Source organism: Lachnoanaerobaculum saburreum DSM 3986, assembly GCF_000185385.1.
In the GTDB taxonomy this organism is placed as follows: Bacteria; Bacillota; Clostridia; order Lachnospirales; family Lachnospiraceae; genus Lachnoanaerobaculum; species Lachnoanaerobaculum saburreum.
The window spans coordinates 1,403,949-1,419,501 of record NZ_GL622296.1 but is presented as its reverse complement, the minus strand read 5'-3'; the positions used below and the strand labels follow the sequence as shown (position 1 = coordinate 1,419,501).

Here is a 15,553-nt window from a genome sequence, read left to right as displayed (position 1 = left end):
CTACCCGGTAATTCCCGGTACAAGTATATAGACCGCTATTCCGAAAATCACACAAACTGCCGTTATAACGGCTGCTATCTTACCTCTCTTCCAATATTTTATGCTTATATACAACCCGTCTATAATATCTATCACCGGAATTATCTGTAAAATAAAATGCAATATACATTTCCCGAAACTTGTTTTATTCTCACTCTTGGTAAGTACCAGTATACAAACAGCCGCTATAAAGCTTGGTATATCCGCTATAATCGCAAATATCCATAATATAGGCAGTATTATAAATGCAAAACCCAATAAAAAAGGTAATATAATCAATAACATAGGCATTATAAATGCCATCGGAGTTATTATCATCACTCCAAGCATAACATATATAGATATAAATATAGCAGTCAATATAATCGGAGTTGCCGTATATTTATAAAAAAGATAGCTGTTTATACAATAATTTATATTCTTATTTCTTGTTGCAGATATGATATTTATACTTTGCACTATCAACAATATGATAAGTGCCATAAAGAATAAAATATTCACTAACACAACAATTAAAACCGGAATATGAACCCCTGACTCACTCCCCATTTGACTAAATAAAAATACATCAAAGCCTATCCATCCATATACAAAAACAAGATAAAATACAGATAATGTCAATGAAAACTTCTTCATTCCCGCTCCTTTATATCATATTACATTAAGTTTACCATATTTTTTCTATATACTTTTCCTGCAAATACAGCTAATACCGTTGCTATAATTACTAAAGCCGCCTCAATTATAACAGCAGGCATATGTATTCCTGCAAGAACAACAGTAATTGCATCTACTATAAAATGAATTAACAATGCCGTTACAAATAATGATTTATTACTCTTTAAAGAAAACCAAACCAATACCGACAATGAAATTTGAATGGCTATGGCACATATCCTCTCCACTATACCAAGCAAAAATATATATGGTGATGACAAAGTCAATATACTGATACTTGTTTGAAGCTGTGTAAGTGTACCACCTGCTAAAGTACCTAAAAGAGACTCTATCCTGCCGCTGTTTATCATCATAGCCAACATCAGATTGCTTATCATAGTAAATCCAAGAACAGCCGCCGCTTCAAAACCGCCATGACCGGCACCGTACATCAGTGCATTTATATTTTTATCTCTATACTTTTTAAGTATTATCTTAAATGCAAACAGCCTGCCGAACTCTTCAAATACGGCGGCCATTAAACCTCCATATATTGCATACAATATAACATTATTCCTTATACCGGTACCGACAGCCGAACTGAACACTACTCTATGAATTAATGTTTCAAGTATCATAGAAAATAACAAAAATATAAAGCATCCTACAAAAAACGGCGGTATATCAGCCCTCTTTTTCTTTTTAAAATAGATACATAGAACAATCGGTATCAAAAAACCTGCAAAAGCGGATATTCCCATAAAAATTATGCTAAGAAAAGGTACTCTATTCATAAACTCTCCTTTTAAAACAAAATCCTCAAGGTCTGTGTACTTACCTTGAGGAGTATAAAACTATTGCTTACCGATTTCTGTTGTCTTCTTGTATGCAGCCTCTACAGCTTCCATTATACTGCCCTGTACCCCGGCTTTTTCAAGTACATGTAAGCCCTCAATGCTTATTCCGCCCGGTGCATTTATCTCATCAATAATCTGATAAAAATGCTTTTTGGTTTTCTCCAAAACCATTCCTGTAGCTATCAAGTTTTCTATTACAATCTGCTTTGAATCACTTCTTGAAAGTCCAATCTTTACACCTGCATCTACCAAGGAAGCTGTAATAAGTGTCAACCATTCAGGACCTGCACAGCCTATGGCTGTAAAAGCATCAAGTTGGTTTTCCTGCATTTCCATAGTTTTTCCGATAGCTTCTACAATAGCGGTTACCTTCTCTTTTTTATCATTTGGAAATTCCTTGTCAAATACCAAAGCACTGTACCCTCTTTGAGACTCTATCATTGTATTCGGCATCACTCTGGCTATATTTGTCTTTTCTCCAAACCATTTATGTAATTTGTCTATTGATATTCCCGCAAGTAAAGATACGATAATCTTCTTCTCATCAAGATATGGCAAAATCTCTTTTGCAGCCGCTTCACCGTCCTGAGGTCTTACCGCAAATACAATCAAATTTACCTTGGATGCCAAATCCTCCGCACTGTCTACTATTGAGATACCGAATCCCCTTTTAAGTTCATACTCTCTCTTTGTAATAGCCTCTTTTACATAGATATTTTCCGGCAAGAAAACCCTTCTCTTTATAAGACCTTCAATGATTCCCGCAGCCATGTTTCCGCCACCAATAAATCCAATACCTTTAGACATATTTACTCCTTTACTTAAACATCAATTAATATTGTGTCAAAATATATTTAACCTGATAAATAAAGATCTAAGTTTATTTACAACAACTTGTAAAAAATAAAGATCCCCTCATCGCTATGTCTTATTATATCACTTTCCGAGAAAATTACTTCCTAAAAATGGTCTAAAACTTAAATCTATCAAAAAAATTACAGCAAGTACTAAAGAAAATACATTTATTGCTGTTTTACCGGCTCTTTTGATACACAAGTTTATCAGAGGTTCAACAATATATATTATTATAAGTCCACCGATGCCGAACTTTACACTGCTCCAAAGTGCTATCCTTCCCTCAAAGTTGCAAAAATAATTGCTGTAGTCCCAAAGCCAATCCCCTGTCAAAAATTCCATAAAATAGCTTCCGAAGAGTTCAATTACTGTAGTGATAAACATTGTGATCAAGAAGACCGAAATAAATGAAAGCGGAAAACTTCCTATATAAATCTTTTTATCTCGTACCTTGGTAAGCAGTGCTATAAGCATCAAACCGCCAAATCCGTATATCGGCAGATACGGTCCAAACAAATACCCTCTGTTTACATAGCCTACATGAGTCTCAAATATGCCTACCAATACTTCATATATCCAGCCCAAAAATGAACAGGCCATAAATATAAGGAAAATATTTCTAATTTTAATAAAATTCATAAACAATCCTTTCTTTAAAGATATCATTCACTTATTTTTCACAATTCTAATATATTATATTCCCCTATAAACCAATTATAATGAAAGGATATATATGAATTTTATAGAAAGAATACATCCGAAAGAAAAGCTTAGATACTTAAACCTGTTTGATATTTTAATTATTGCAGGCATAATGTTCGGTTACTTCGCTGTCAGGTCAACACAACTTTTTATAGAAGGATTGCAAACCGTCACAACTCATACTCAGTCATCTGCAAGTGACGGTGCCGCCTACTCAAGCAACTTTACATTTCAAGTAATAATGCTTGTCATAGTACTGCTGTACCTACTTATAAGAAACTTTGACTTTAAAATTTTAAAGATAAAATTTCACCTGTCAGTACTTATCTGGGTGCTTGTACTCTTTTGTATAGTCGGGTTATGTGGAGATTTTCTAACCACCATAACCGGAGAATATAACTATTTTGACCCGTCACTGATACAGTACATAAACCCGCTTGAAATTATAAACAAGTTCTTTGCACTAAGCCCCATAGCGATTGCATATGGGCTTCTAAACGGATTTTATGAAGAATTTTTCTTCCTTGGACTTATAACTTCCGTAAAAGAAGAAAATAAGTGGTATGCTCTTATATTTTCAACCTTGGTCAGAATATCGTTCCACACATATCAGGGAATAATTTGGGCAATCGCTATCGGAGTCATATTCGGACTCTTCTACTACTTTATGTATAAAAATGTGGTAAAGAACTTATTGCCGTTCTTTTTGATGCATGCACTGACAGATATGTTCGGTACAGGGCTTATATACTTATTAATATCATGGAACTACTGAAATTATAATAAATTTATTTACCAAGAATATATTTTACTATATCAGGCAATACACCTGTATTTTGTTGCCAGATGCTCTCAATCTGTGTCTCAGGGACAGGTGAAGTGCCGATCCCTACCTCTACCGTAACATTCGGTATACCTTTTTCCCAGTCAAGCCAGTCCTTAAAACCTGTACCATACTTGGAACCGTCAGCTTCAGGTGCTACAAGTTTATAGCCTGTATGTGCTGCAACTATATCAGCCATTGCTCTGTCTTTGGCAAGTACATCAGCTGATGCATGCTGATTTGACCAATATATAATCTGTCCCTGTGTATGATAATTTAACACCGCATCAAAATTCTCATTATTTACCAAAGTGATAAGATACTGTGTTTCACTCTCAGAACCCGCACTTGCCCCCTTGTAAAATTCATTACATGGTCTTTTTCTACTGTCCGCTCTGTTTGGCCAACCCTGTGTCGGAAAATTGTGGTTGATATCCACACCGTTTAAATTGTTCTTCCACTTGTTCAAAAACCAGTTGTACTTATCCTGATTTTCCTTAAGTCCCCATTCCGACCAACTGTCAATAATCTCTTGCAATTTTTTCTTTGACTCTTCCTTATTAAGCCCGTTTATACCGCTCTGTGATATCGCAACACCGTCAGGATTTACCATCGGCACATACTCTATACAGCTCTCATCCAAACTCTTATCGCCGTCCGCTCTTTTGTCAAGCATCTCTTTTATCTGACGCATTACAAGCGGAGTGGTGATATACTCTCTGGCATGTATTGCACCGACTACCAAAATTTTCTTCTTTGCATCTTTATTACCGATAACTATTCTGTATAGATTTCTGCCGTCCGTTGTTGTACCGATAGAATCTGAAGTAACTCCCTCATATCTTTGTTTTAAAAGTTCTATATCACTTTCCATCTTTTGATATGTATACATCTCACTTGATAAGAAATCAAAATTTGTGCTTACAGTCTGTACTGTATTATTATAGTTTGCGTTTGCCGAAGCCGAAGCATGTCCTATTATTTTACCTGCCAAAACCGGCATCACATGTACCATTGTAATACATGCACTAAGTGTAATCACTGTCCAAATATATTTCTTTTGCATATCTTCCTCCATCTTTTGTGTTATATTAATATACGACATAATGAAAAAAAATGGTAGTTACAAAAACTTTAAGAGATATAAAAAATCAGATACATTTTTATATTAACCGGTATTTTATAAATTCAATCTTTTAAATTTTATACAATCTTTATGTTCTTTGATAAAAATATGACGAATATCATTATACATTCTTTATATATGATATAAAACTTGCCTCTTTTATTGGGTTGTAAGCAATCTATATTTGTTAAATTATCTACTTTTATAAAAACTATAGCTTTTATTTTTATTTTATGCTAGAATCAATCTATAGTAATTTACTATAGATTAACAACTCGAAAGGAGTAAAACATGGCAAAGAAACCGGACAACAAATATGGACTTTTTATAAACGGAGAATTCAGAGATTCAAAAGACGGCAAGTTTTTTGATACATTTTCTCCTGCAACCAAGGAAAAGATTGCAAGTGTAGCAGAAGCTACAAAGGAAGACGTAGATGATGCTGTAAATGCTGCCTGGGCGGCTTTTGATTCATGGAAAAACCTTGATAAGATCAAAAGGGCTGAAATACTTCTAAAGATTGCAGATGTTATAGATGCAAACAAGGAAGACTTGGCTTATATTGAGAGTCTTGACAATGGTAAGCCTATTCGTGAGACATTAAATGTGGATATCCCGTTTGCTGCAGATCACTTCAGATATTTTGCTTCAGCTATCCGTACAGAGGAAGACACTTCAAACTTCCTTGATCCGAATACACTCTCTCTTGTATTTAGAGAGCCTATTGGTGTGGTAGGACAGATAGTTCCATGGAACTTTCCTTTCCTTATGGCGGCTTGGAAACTTGCTCCCGTACTTGCATCAGGATGCTGTACAGTACTTAAGAGCAGCTCTGCCACTCCGCTCTCCATCCTTGAGCTTGCAAAGCTTGTTAAGGATATCATTCCAAAGGGAGTATTCAATGTTATCTCAGGAGCAGGCAGCAAGTCCGGACAATATATACTTGATCACAACGGATTTAGAAAGCTTGCATTCACAGGCTCTACAGAAGTAGGCTACTCTGTAGCAAAGGCGGCTGCCGAAAAACTTATTCCTGCAACACTTGAGCTTGGCGGCAAATCGGCAAATATCTTCTTTGATGACTGTGACCTTGACCTTGCAATAGACGGTGTACAGCTTGGAATTCTATTTAATCAGGGACAGGTTTGCTGTGCAGGTTCCAGAGTATTTGTACAGGAGGGTATCTATGATGAGTTTGTAAAAAGAGCTGTAGACCAGTTCAATAAGATCGTGGTAGGAAATCCTCTTGATATCAATACACAGATGGGTTCACAAATTAACGAAGGACAGGTGGCTAAGATTCAAGCCTGTGTAGACAAAGCTGTAGCCGACGGTGCTACTGTTGCCTGCGGAGGCTCACGCTATACTGAGGGTGAGCTGGCTAAGGGTTCATTCTACAAGCCTACACTTATCACAAATGTAACTAATGACTCATATGCGGCTCAGGAAGAAATCTTCGGACCGGTTGCAGTTATCATAAAGTTCAAGACTGAAGATGAGGTAATCAAATTTGCCAATGAAAGTGTATACGGTCTTGGCGGCGGTGTATGGACAAAAGATCTAAACCGTGCATTCCGTGTATCAAGAGCTATTGAAACAGGTAGAGTCTGGGTAAATACTTACAATGCTATCCCTGCCGGTGCTCCGTTTGGCGGATATAAAACATCAGGTATCGGTAGAGAAACACATAAGGTTATATTAGACCACTACACACAGATGAAGAACATACTCATCAATCTTAATGAGAATCCAAGCGGATTCTATCCTAAGAAATAAACCGCAACCCTTAAAAAAGTTAAAAACTCTCATTCCGGTAAAACCGGTTTGAGAGTTTTTTACTCCAATTTTTCAACAAAATATTGTATTGCAATCCTTTATTATATCAGTACCATCTGGTCATCGGTAACTCATTGTTGACATCATTTGTAAATATAATCTGATGAAGATCGATAACTCCGTTCCAAAAAGTAGCGGCACAGCTACACAGATACAGCTCCCACATTCTGGCAAACCTCTCATCAAACATTGCAACGACCTCATCTCTGTGAGCCTGAAAGTTTGCATTCCAGTAAAGCAAAGTCTTATTATAATGTCTTCTAAGACTCTCCACATCTATTGTATAAAGTCTTAGGTCACCGGCATCAGATATAATCTCACGAAGACTTGGTATGACGCCGCCCGGAAATATGTATTTCTTAATCCATGCATCACCCGGATATTCCTTAAGAGAACTGATAAAGTGAAGCACAAATATACCTCCCGGAACAAGCACAGACTTAACACATTGCAAATACTCGGCATAGTTACCTCTACCCACATGCTCAAGCATACCCACACTGACAATACTGTCAAATGTTCTGTCAGTCTTTAAAAGATCTCTGTAATCCATAAGTTCTACTTCAAGGTAATCCTCAAGACCTTCTTCTTTGATTTTCTGCTCAAACTTGGCTTTCTGCTCATGACTTAAAGTGATACCGAGTCCTTTTACCTTATATTTCTTTGCAGCCTCAATAAGCAAAAATCCCCATCCACAACCTATATCAAGTATTGTCATACCCTCTTTCAAATGCATCTTGTCTAAAAGATGATGAACCTTATTGACCTGTGCCTGATAAAGTGTATCATCTTCATTCTTGAAATATCCGCAAGAATAGCTCATAGTCTCATCAAGCCAAAGACTGTAGAAGTCATTTCCTATATCGTAGTGTGAAGAAACTTCTTTTTGCTGATTTTTCTTTGAAAGTGAAGTAAAGATAAGCTTCTTCAGCTTGTTTTGATCAGTTGAAAACTTGCCCATCTGTCCGAGAAACATATTCAGTGCCTTGTAAAGGTCGCCTTCTATCTCAATATCACCGTTCATATATGCTTCACCCAAGGTTATAGATGTACTTGTAAGCATATCTACAACTGACGGTACTTTATTTACCTTAATAGAAAATGTAGGATCCCCTTCTCCAATCATATGCTTATTTCCATTTATTGTAATTTCAAACGGATGCTCATCAAACTTTTGCATAAACTTTATAAATTCATTTTCTATTAATCCCATTTTAATACCTCCAACGGTTTTGCCGAATCTAAATATATATCATATATCAAACAAAAAAGGCAATGGCGAATCACCATTATATATCATTGCCCTCATTTATATATCAAAAATATAGCATAATCTTAACAAATCATATACAAAAGTCAAGTTTATTGCATAATTTTCTACCTTTTGCATATATTGTTAATCTAATACTTTGATAAAAATTATCATATTTTAAAGATAATATAAATACTTTATTAAGTAAAAGAATACTTTTCAAATATTACAAATACTTATTTTACAATATCTTTATAATAAAATATTTTTTAAAGAGTATAGATATAAAGTTTTAAAAATAGAAGTATAGCTATTGAGAAAACAAATAAACTCTATCTAATTATACAGAAAATAAATATTTCTAATATTTTTATTGTAAATCCTATCTATTTTATATACAATTTATACAAATACATCATTTTATGGAGGATTTCATTATGTTACGACTCCCAAAAAATTTCGAGAGTTTTCCTGAAGCAAGAAAATCAGGCTTTATGAAGATGAAAGCTCACAAGGACAATGGAGGCAAAATAGTAGGAACATACTGCTCATTTATTCCTACAGAACTTATTATTGCTGCGGGTGCAATCCCTGTTACACTCTGTGCTACAAGCGAAGAACCTATCAGTGCGGCTGAGGAGCATCTGCCAAGTAATCTATGCCCGCTTATCAAAGCGAGCTACGGTTTTGCACTTACAGACACCTGCCCGTACTTTTACTTCTCTGACTTCATAGTAGGTGAGACCACCTGTGACGGCAAAAAGAAGATGTTTGAGCTTATGAACGACATCAAGGATACCTATGTTATGCAGCTGCCGTCTTCAAGAGATGAAGCGGCACTTACAATGTGGGAATCTGAGATTAAAAGGTTTTGGAAAAAGCTTGAAGACTTCTATGGTGTCACCATAACCGAAGAAGATGTTAAAAAAGCAATTCTTATAAAAAATGCCGAACGAGACCTTGTACTTGAATATCTTGACCTTGGTAAGTTGAACCCGTCTCCTATCTCAGGCTATGAACTTGGAACCAAGCTTGATACACTGAGCTTTATACCGAGTATGGAAGAACGTTGTAAGCAGCTTAGAGAACGAATAGATGAGGTTAAGGCAGACTGGGAGTCTAATTATAAAGGTAAGATAAACAGAAAACCCAGAATATTGATAACAGGATGTCCAAACGGCGGGGTAAGAGATAAAACTATCAAAGTCCTTGAAGAACTTGGTGCAGATGTTGTCGCATTTGATGCCTGCAACAGTAATAGAGAAAAGATTGAAAAAGTAGATACCACACTGCCTGTAACCAAGGCTCTCGCTAAAAAGTATCTGAATATCAACTGCTCCGTTATGAGTCCGAACACCAACAGAATAAAGTTTATCACAGATATGATTGACGATTATCAGGTTGACGGAGTACTTGAAATAATACTTCAGGCTTGCCACACATTTTCTATAGAGTCATACAATATCAAAAAGGCGGTGCTTGCAAAAGGAGTACCGTATCTGAAGGTGGAAACAGACTATTCAAAGGCGGATGCAGGTCAGATAAATACCAGACTTGAGGCATTCCTTGAAACAATAGCTGTATAAAGAGGATCTTGATGGATTGTAAACATTACATAGGCATAGATATAGGTTCTACCGCTTCCAAGGTTGTAATTATTGATGATGAAAAGTTGCTTGACTCATTTTGTATGCCGACAGGTTGGAACAGTAAGGAAACTGCCCAAACTATAATGCAAAAACTTATAAAAAAAGGCTTTAACGAAGATATGACCTGTGCAGCCACCGGTTATGGCAGAATATGTGTAGACTATGCCGCTAAAAATATCACAGAGATAACCTGCCATGGCAAGGGGGCTTATGCACTGTTTGGAGTGGACGGTACTGTTATAGATATAGGCGGACAGGATACAAAGATTATTACGCTTGAAGACGGTATGGTAAAAGACTTTTTGATGAATGACAAATGTGCAGCAGGTACAGGAAAGTTTATAGAAGTTATGGCAAACAGACTGGGCACGGACTTTGACGAATTATATGCACTTGCATCATGTGGAAATGCACTGTCTATCAGCTCTATGTGTACCGTATTTGCGGAATCTGAAGTAATAAGCTATATAGGCTCAGGTGAAAAAAGAGAAAATATAGCCGCCGGAGTCATAGACTCGGTCGCCAATAAGGTAGTATCTTTGGCGAAAAAACATGGTATAAGAGGTGAGGTTATGTTGACAGGAGGTCTTAGCTTCACTCCATACTTTATAGAACTTATGTCAGCTAAACTTGATAAAAAAATCCACACTCACCCATTTGGCAGATATGCAGGTGCTATAGGTGCCGCCCTGTCGCTTAGACATAAAAACGGCAGAGCACTAAACTTTAGCTGATTATTTAAAGGACTTTTATATAAGTCCTTTTTTGTTTGACTTTTTTGTTTCATTGTGCTAGAACTTGTTCATAAATAAAGCTATGAAAGTGTGCTGATATGAAGTTTTATCGAGAGAACGGTGAATATATACATTATGAGATTTTAGGAAGCGGATTTCCGGTTGTATTCTTACATGGTAATAACCTTGAGAGCGGATATTTTAAGAGGCAAAGAATTCTCAGTAAATACTGTAAACTTATCTTTGTTGACAGCTTAGGGCATGGCAAATCAGGCAACCTGCTTACAATGGTAAGTTTCTCATACCTTGCAGACAGCCTTGAGGAGTTGCTCTCATATCTGAATATAGAAAAATGCTTACTTGTAGGTCACAGTGACGGAGCCAATCTTGCAATAGAGTATGCAAAGTTGCATGGAAAAAGGGTGGCAGGTATTATTGCAAACAGCGGCAATATCTCGTTTAACGGTTTAAAGTTTCTTCCAAGATATGCCTGCTTTTTTGAAGAATACTTGTACAAAGCTCTTGGAATATTTTTTCCGGTTTTCAAAAGAAAGTCTATGGTATCTCCCCTGCTCCATGAAAGCCTTGATATATCGGCAGATACCTTTGCAAATACAGACTATCCGGTCATTGTAATGGTAGGCGAGTATGATATGATTAAAAGAAGCCATAGTATATTTGTCTCAAAACTTTTCCCGAAAGGAAAGTTTATAGAAAGAAAAAATCAAGGTCACAATATCCCAAAGAATGACAGCAGATACTTTAATAAGACTGTTTACAGATTAGTTAAATATATTTCAAGGAGGCAGGATGCGTAGTATAATCTCATTCCTAAAAAAATACCAAAATATCCTAAAGGGTATACTTTTTATAACCATACTTATTCTGGTACTTACAGAACTTTTCCATATCGGAAAGACTATATCATTTAGTGTCGTAAAAAAGATAATAGAGCATCTCTCACCACTTCAGGTATTTGGTCTGTTTATCTTCGGTATAATCGCAGTATCTCCGATGGTGCTGTATGACTATATACTGACCAAAGAACTCGGCAAGAAAATTTCTGTCGGAAAGCTTATAGAAAACAGCTGGACTATTAACAGTCTGAACAATCTTATAGGATTTGCCGGAATTGTAGATGTGGGACTTCGCTACAGCTATTTCAGTGAAAAAGAAAAAGAGGGAAAGACAATGCAAAGCATCTCTAAGGTGATGCCGTACTTTATGTCAGGACTGTCTTTACTGTCACTGTTGTCTGTGTTTTCAATTTTTCTGTCACATAAAAATGACACACTGAAACCCTATAGTTTCGTGCTTATCATCGCTTCACTTATACTTCCTATATTGCTGATACTTTCCACCAGAAAAAATATGGATTACTTCGGAAACCTAAGCGGCAAGAAAATGTTTGCACTTATATTAACATCTCTTCTTGACTGGAGCTTTGTTTCAATATTTTTCTTCTATGTTGGAAAAACCCTTGGATACGATATATCCTTGATAAATATACTTCCACTGTATTTTATTTCCATATGTATCGGTATGGTATCTATGATACCCGGAAGTCTCGGAAGCTTTGATTTGATGATGATTGGCGGACTTTTGCACCTGTCAATAAATCACAATGAAGCTGCAAGTTGGCTTTTGCTGTTTCGTATTTTTTATTATATAGTTCCGTTTTTTATCGGACTTATATTATTTTTAAAAAGTATGGGCGGTCAAATCAATGATAAGTTTTCAGGTATTCCAAAAAAACTTTCAAAGCTGATAAAGCAGAGTGTAAGCCACTTTATGTCAAACTTTTTCGGATTTTTTTTGATGGCAACCGCCATACTTCCTGATCAGATACATTCTATACCTATTATAGGCAAGATGGACCCTATACATGGTCAGCTTCTGTTTCAGTTTCCAAGCTTTTTACTTGGCAGCTTGTTTTTCCTGCTTGGAAGACTGCTGAAGCGACGCTCACAGTTTGCACTTGGATTTGCTGCTATAATGTCTTTTATAAGTCTGGTATATATAAACCTTGGAGAAGTCTCCGTTTTTAGCAGTATATACCTTATACTGTTCATTATTTTGGTGTTTTTACGGAGAGAGGATTTGGACAGAAGATCATTTTTCTATCCTGTGGAAGACAGGTTAAAGGATATCGGATATATTGCAGGCAGCTTTATTATCACATTCTTTCTTATGTATATTTCAAGTGAGAATACAGGACATGAAAGTCTTGGTTACATTATCTTTCATGGCGGAACAGGTTACGGTACCTCTTTAAAAGTACATTTTTTTAATATATTTTTAAACCGTTTTTTTCATCTGTTTATCTATCTTGCTATAATAGCACTGTTTTATATTGTAGTGGAGTCATTTGCAAGGGACAGACATTTTTCCTTCGGAGAGAAGTTTGATAAAGTCAGATTTGAAACTTTTCTTAAAAATTTTAACAATACAAACCTGAATGCTTCACTTGCCTTTCTTAATGACAAGCTGCTCTATTACTATATTGAAAATGAAAAAGATTTGGTTGTTTTCCAGTTTGCCTTAGAGGACGGTAAGGTTATCGTTATGGGAGATCCAATAGGACCAAAAGAGTATTTTCCGAAAGCAATTAACGAGTTTATTAAAGAGGCGGAGTCAAAAAACCTTATCCCGCTATTTTATGAAATCGGACAGGAATTGACTTTACTTCTTCATGAGCTTGGCTATGAGTTTATGAAATTCGGAGAAACTGCTAAAGTAAATCTGACTGAGTTCGGACTGGTAGGAAAGTCGGGAAGAAAGTTTCGTGCCGTTATAAACAGAGGTGAAAACAGCGGCTACAGTTTTAAGATAATGTCTCCACCTTTTTCAAAGGAATTTATGGATGAACTTGAAAATATTTCCAATGACTGGCTTTCAGGTCGAGAGGAAAAGGGATTTTCACTTGGATTTTTTGACAGAGACTACCTCTCACTTGCACCTGTTGCCTGTGTGCTGGATAAATCAGGCAAGGTTCAGGCATTTGCAAACTTTCTGGTATGTAATACCAAAACCGAATCAAGCATAGACTTAATGAGATATGACCCACTGACTGAAAGAAACGGAATCATGGACTATCTGTTTGTACAGATTTTTCTTTATATGAAAGAAAATGATGTGGTATACTTTGACCTTGGGATGGCACCTCTTTCAAATGTGGGTCAAAATGACCACAGCTTTGTAGAAGAAAAACTTGCTTTTTTGGTGTATACCTTTGCAACACGCTTCTATTCCTTTGGTGGACTGAGAAAATATAAGGAAAAGTTTTCACCGTCATGGGAAGCCAGATATCTCTCATACCCCAAGGACAGCAATCTTTTATTTGATTTGCTTACAATATATAAGGTAGACAATAGGCAGATAAAAAAGATATAAATAGATACTTATGTAAAATCTTAACTACAGTTAAATATTTTTTGAATTTTCAAACTATAATTGACAACTGTACATAATAAATAGTAAAATCAGTTCTTATTCTAAAGTAAATCTTTTGATTTGCTTTCACAACTCATACCTGAAAGAGGTACATATGAGAAAAAAGAAACTTATGATGGCTATGTTACTAGCATCTGCTATGACAATGAGTGTTGTCGCTTGCAACAAAAATAGCACAAAGACAGAATCAACTACAACAGCAGACACTACAGCAAAATCTAAAGATCCAAAAAATGCTCCGAATGGAAAAGATGCTCCCAGTGGTGCTCCAAGTAATAGCAGTAGTGCAGATATTAACTACAGTGGAGCAACAGAAATCACATCGAAGGACTCTCAAAGTGACAAAACTTATACTTCAAGTGAAAGTGATCAGAGTGCTATTTTAGTTTCTACTTCTGATGATGTATCTATCCTATCACTAATCCTACAGTTACAAAATCAGGTGATTCAGATGGTGGGGATAATTGTAACTTCTATGGTTTGAATGCTGCAGTTTTGGTAAAAGATGGGTCTAATACTACTATTACAGGTGGTGACATAACTTCTGATGCTAAAGGTTCAAATGGTGTATTCAGCTATGGTGGTAATGGTGGACAAAATGGTTCCAGCGGTGATGGAACTACTGTTACTATTAGCGATACAAAAATTGTTACTACAGGAGATGGTTCAGGTGGTATAATGACCACAGGTGGCGGTGTGACAAAAGCATCAAATCTTGATGTTACTACAAGCGGACAATCATCTGCTGCTATTCGTACAGATAGAGGCGGTGGCAGTGTCACTGTAGATGGCGGTACATATACATCAAATGGTCTTGGCTCTCCGGCTATTTATTCTACAGCAGACATTTCTGTATCTAATGCCACATTAACATCCAATCTTTCAGAAGGTGTATGCATAGAGGGTCTGAATTCTATAAAGCTTGAAAACTGTGACCTTACCGCTAACAATACAAAGCAAAATGGTAATGCTACTTTTTTAGATACTATTATGATTTACCAGTCAATGTCCGGAGATGCAAATAGCGGCACAAGTAGCTTTAGCATGAGTGGTGGAAGTATTACCAGCAAAAGTGGTCATGTATTCCATGTTACAAATACAGATGCTGTCATTACTCTAAATAATGTCACAATACAGAATGAAGATAGCAATAATATATTACTTTCTGTTTGTGCAGATGGTTGGAGTGGTGGCTCTAATATTGCTACATTAGATGCTACATCTCAAAAACTCAGTGGCTTAGTAAAAGTAGGCAATGATTCAACTCTCACCATGAATCTAAGTTCTAATTCAAATTTTGAAGGTACAATAGATGGTAATATCAGCAATGCTTCCGGCATCAGCGTTTCAACTGAAGTTGGAAATGTTTCTGTTACATTAGATGACACAAGCACTTGGACATTAACTGCTGACAGTTATGTGACAAGCTTCCATGGTAATGCACAAAATATCATAAGTAATGGACATACACTGTATGTAAGTGGTACTGCACTTATAGGTACTAAATAATTGCAAGTATTTTAATTCATAAACTATAAGGGGCTGTCGGGAAATAGATAGCCTTAAGACA

14 protein-coding genes are annotated in these 15,553 nt (G+C 36.2%); 8 read left to right on the top strand and 6 right to left on the bottom strand.

Translation table 11 applies throughout. The features are described from left to right. The 4 genes from HMPREF0381_RS06610 to HMPREF0381_RS06595 all read right to left on the bottom strand — a co-directional run bounded on the left by HMPREF0381_RS06610 (position 1) and on the right by HMPREF0381_RS06595 (position 3,047). Positions 1 to 675 carry a hypothetical protein gene (locus tag HMPREF0381_RS06610; protein WP_008751156.1) on the bottom strand — a complete coding sequence of 225 codons (675 nt, stop codon included), beginning with the start codon at positions 673 to 675 and terminating at the stop codon, positions 1 to 3. A 20-nt stretch (positions 676 to 695) separates the two neighbouring features. Further along, entirely contained in the window at positions 696 to 1,490 is a 795-nt protein-coding gene (locus tag HMPREF0381_RS06605; RefSeq protein WP_008751155.1) for a YhfC family intramembrane metalloprotease, read from the bottom strand. Positions 1,491 to 1,550: 60 nt separating this feature from the next. Continuing rightward, positions 1,551 to 2,360: a pyrroline-5-carboxylate reductase gene (gene proC, locus HMPREF0381_RS06600; RefSeq protein WP_008751154.1), complete on the bottom strand. Its 810-nt coding sequence runs from the start codon at positions 2,358 to 2,360 to the stop codon at positions 1,551 to 1,553. A gap of 129 nt (positions 2,361 to 2,489) precedes the next feature. Next, on the bottom strand, positions 2,490 to 3,047 hold the full coding sequence (locus HMPREF0381_RS06595) for a putative ABC transporter permease (protein ID WP_040461748.1): 558 nt from the start codon (positions 3,045 to 3,047) through the stop codon (positions 2,490 to 2,492). 94 nt (positions 3,048 to 3,141) lie between these two features. On the opposite strand from HMPREF0381_RS06595, the gene HMPREF0381_RS06590 reads away from it, so the two are divergent. Then, a complete protein-coding gene (locus HMPREF0381_RS06590; protein ID WP_008751152.1) occupies positions 3,142 to 3,885 on the top strand; it encodes a CPBP family intramembrane glutamic endopeptidase in 744 nt (247 codons plus the stop codon). Between the two features lie 13 nt (positions 3,886 to 3,898). Here the strand turns inward: HMPREF0381_RS06590 and HMPREF0381_RS06585 are convergent, their stop codons facing one another. Next, positions 3,899 to 4,999: a M14 family zinc carboxypeptidase gene (locus tag HMPREF0381_RS06585; protein WP_040461235.1), complete on the bottom strand. Its 1,101-nt coding sequence runs from the start codon at positions 4,997 to 4,999 to the stop codon at positions 3,899 to 3,901. Between the two features lie 351 nt (positions 5,000 to 5,350). Between HMPREF0381_RS06585 and HMPREF0381_RS06580 the strand changes: the two genes are divergently transcribed. Further along, a complete protein-coding gene (locus HMPREF0381_RS06580; protein ID WP_008751150.1) occupies positions 5,351 to 6,835 on the top strand; it encodes an aldehyde dehydrogenase family protein in 1,485 nt (494 codons plus the stop codon). Between the two features lie 106 nt (positions 6,836 to 6,941). On the opposite strand, the gene HMPREF0381_RS06575 is transcribed toward HMPREF0381_RS06580, so the two are convergent. Continuing rightward, a complete protein-coding gene (locus HMPREF0381_RS06575) occupies positions 6,942 to 8,108 on the bottom strand; it encodes an SAM-dependent methyltransferase (RefSeq protein WP_008751149.1) in 1,167 nt (388 codons plus the stop codon). A gap of 476 nt (positions 8,109 to 8,584) precedes the next feature. Between HMPREF0381_RS06575 and HMPREF0381_RS06570 the strand changes: the two genes are divergently transcribed. The 6 genes from HMPREF0381_RS06570 (at position 8,585) to HMPREF0381_RS06550 (ending at position 15,492) form a co-directional block, all read left to right on the top strand. Then, positions 8,585 to 9,733, top strand: a complete 1,149-nt coding sequence (locus tag HMPREF0381_RS06570; RefSeq protein WP_040461233.1) for a double-cubane-cluster-containing anaerobic reductase — start codon at positions 8,585 to 8,587, stop codon at positions 9,731 to 9,733. An 11-nt stretch (positions 9,734 to 9,744) separates the two neighbouring features. Beyond that, on the top strand, positions 9,745 to 10,530 hold the full coding sequence (locus tag HMPREF0381_RS06565; protein ID WP_008751146.1) for an acyl-CoA dehydratase activase: 786 nt from the start codon (positions 9,745 to 9,747) through the stop codon (positions 10,528 to 10,530). Positions 10,531 to 10,628: 98 nt separating this feature from the next. Further along, on the top strand, positions 10,629 to 11,348 hold the full coding sequence (locus HMPREF0381_RS06560; RefSeq protein WP_008751145.1) for an alpha/beta fold hydrolase: 720 nt from the start codon (positions 10,629 to 10,631) through the stop codon (positions 11,346 to 11,348). Continuing rightward, the gene (gene mprF / locus HMPREF0381_RS06555; RefSeq protein ID WP_008751144.1) at positions 11,341 to 13,923 is read left to right on the top strand and encodes a bifunctional lysylphosphatidylglycerol flippase/synthetase MprF; all 2,583 of its coding nucleotides are present in this window, start codon (positions 11,341 to 11,343) and stop codon (positions 13,921 to 13,923) included. Before HMPREF0381_RS06560 ends, mprF begins: the two co-directional genes overlap by 8 nt. 154 nt (positions 13,924 to 14,077) lie before the next feature. Beyond that, positions 14,078 to 14,467: a hypothetical protein gene (locus tag HMPREF0381_RS15365; protein WP_008751143.1), complete on the top strand. Its 390-nt coding sequence runs from the start codon at positions 14,078 to 14,080 to the stop codon at positions 14,465 to 14,467. Beyond that, positions 14,464 to 15,492, top strand: a complete 1,029-nt coding sequence (locus tag HMPREF0381_RS06550) for an autotransporter outer membrane beta-barrel domain-containing protein (RefSeq protein WP_008751142.1) — start codon at positions 14,464 to 14,466, stop codon at positions 15,490 to 15,492. Before HMPREF0381_RS15365 ends, HMPREF0381_RS06550 begins: the two co-directional genes overlap by 4 nt. Positions 15,493 to 15,553: the final 61 nt, after the last annotated feature.

Excerpts from the sequence above, each read along its gene's own strand:
- HMPREF0381_RS06605 (WP_008751155.1), bottom strand. The coding sequence starts at position 1,490 with ATGAATAGAGTACCTTTTCTTAGCATAATTTTTATGGGAATATCCGCT.
- HMPREF0381_RS06610 (WP_008751156.1), bottom strand. The coding sequence starts at position 675 with ATGAAGAAGTTTTCATTGACATTATCTGTATTTTATCTTGTTTTTGTA.
- HMPREF0381_RS06595 (WP_040461748.1), bottom strand. The coding sequence starts at position 3,047 with ATGAATTTTATTAAAATTAGAAATATTTTCCTTATATTTATGGCCTGT.
- mprF (WP_008751144.1), top strand. The coding sequence starts at position 11,341 with ATGCGTAGTATAATCTCATTCCTAAAAAAATACCAAAATATCCTAAAG.
- HMPREF0381_RS06560 (WP_008751145.1), top strand. The coding sequence starts at position 10,629 with ATGAAGTTTTATCGAGAGAACGGTGAATATATACATTATGAGATTTTA.
- HMPREF0381_RS06590 (WP_008751152.1), top strand. The coding sequence starts at position 3,142 with ATGAATTTTATAGAAAGAATACATCCGAAAGAAAAGCTTAGATACTTA.
- HMPREF0381_RS06575 (WP_008751149.1), bottom strand. The coding sequence starts at position 8,108 with ATGGGATTAATAGAAAATGAATTTATAAAGTTTATGCAAAAGTTTGAT.
- HMPREF0381_RS06580 (WP_008751150.1), top strand. The coding sequence starts at position 5,351 with ATGGCAAAGAAACCGGACAACAAATATGGACTTTTTATAAACGGAGAA.
- HMPREF0381_RS06585 (WP_040461235.1), bottom strand. The coding sequence starts at position 4,999 with ATGCAAAAGAAATATATTTGGACAGTGATTACACTTAGTGCATGTATT.
- proC (WP_008751154.1), bottom strand. The coding sequence starts at position 2,360 with ATGTCTAAAGGTATTGGATTTATTGGTGGCGGAAACATGGCTGCGGGA.
- HMPREF0381_RS15365 (WP_008751143.1), top strand. The coding sequence starts at position 14,078 with ATGAGAAAAAAGAAACTTATGATGGCTATGTTACTAGCATCTGCTATG.
- HMPREF0381_RS06565 (WP_008751146.1), top strand. The coding sequence starts at position 9,745 with ATGGATTGTAAACATTACATAGGCATAGATATAGGTTCTACCGCTTCC.
- HMPREF0381_RS06570 (WP_040461233.1), top strand. The coding sequence starts at position 8,585 with ATGTTACGACTCCCAAAAAATTTCGAGAGTTTTCCTGAAGCAAGAAAA.